We start from the raw sequence: 669 nt of genomic DNA on the forward strand, positions 1-669 counted from the left end.
GGTTGGGAGGGGGGCAGCCGGGCTGATACAACGAAGGCCGGGCTGCTTCCCCGGCCATCACCCGACGGGAATGCCGGCCCAGGCTTCACAAGCGGGGGTTGCGATGTCCGACGATGATCAGGCCCGCCATGCCCGGACCGCGGAGGCCCTGAGCCGCGCGAGGGCCTCCCTGGTGCTGCTGGAGCTGGGCGCCCACACCGCCACGGGGTTCGTCCTCTCCACCGAAGGCCACGTCGTCACCAGCCTGCACGCGGTGGCGAGCGCGCGCGCCATCACCGCCGTGCTGCCCGACGGCCTGCGCACCCAGGTGGTGCAGGTGGCCGCCGTGGACGAGCGGCGCGACCTGGCCCTCCTGCGCCTGTCGGTGCCGGACCTGGTGCCCGCCCTGCCGCTGGGCCCCGCCACGCTGCCCATCGAGGGCGAAGCGCTCCACGTGCTGCACGCCCGCCCCGGCCGCCCGCCGGAAGCCCGCGCCCTGGAGGTCCGCGCGGTGCAGGTGCTGGGGGACTGGCTCACCCTGCTGGAGCTGTCGCGCACCCTGCCCGAGGACGCGTCGGGCGCCCCGGTGCTGGACACGCGGGGACACGTGGTGGGCCTCGCCACCGCCGCGCTCGCCAACGGCCGCGCGCTGGGGCTCGTCATCCCGGCGCGCTACATCGCGCCCCTGCT

The 669-nt window shown here is 76.1% G+C and carries 1 protein-coding gene; it reads left to right on the forward strand.

Annotation, left to right across the window (positions count from 1 at the left end; genetic code table 11):
- Window positions 1–103: 103 nt before the first annotated feature.
- On the forward strand, window positions 104–669 hold a 566-nt coding region (locus D7X74_RS42265; RefSeq protein ID WP_147446928.1), incomplete at its 3' end, for a serine protease.

Origin of the sequence: Corallococcus sp. CA047B (assembly GCF_003612065.1) — a bacterium.
Classification (GTDB): Bacteria; Myxococcota; Myxococcia; order Myxococcales; family Myxococcaceae; genus Corallococcus; species Corallococcus praedator.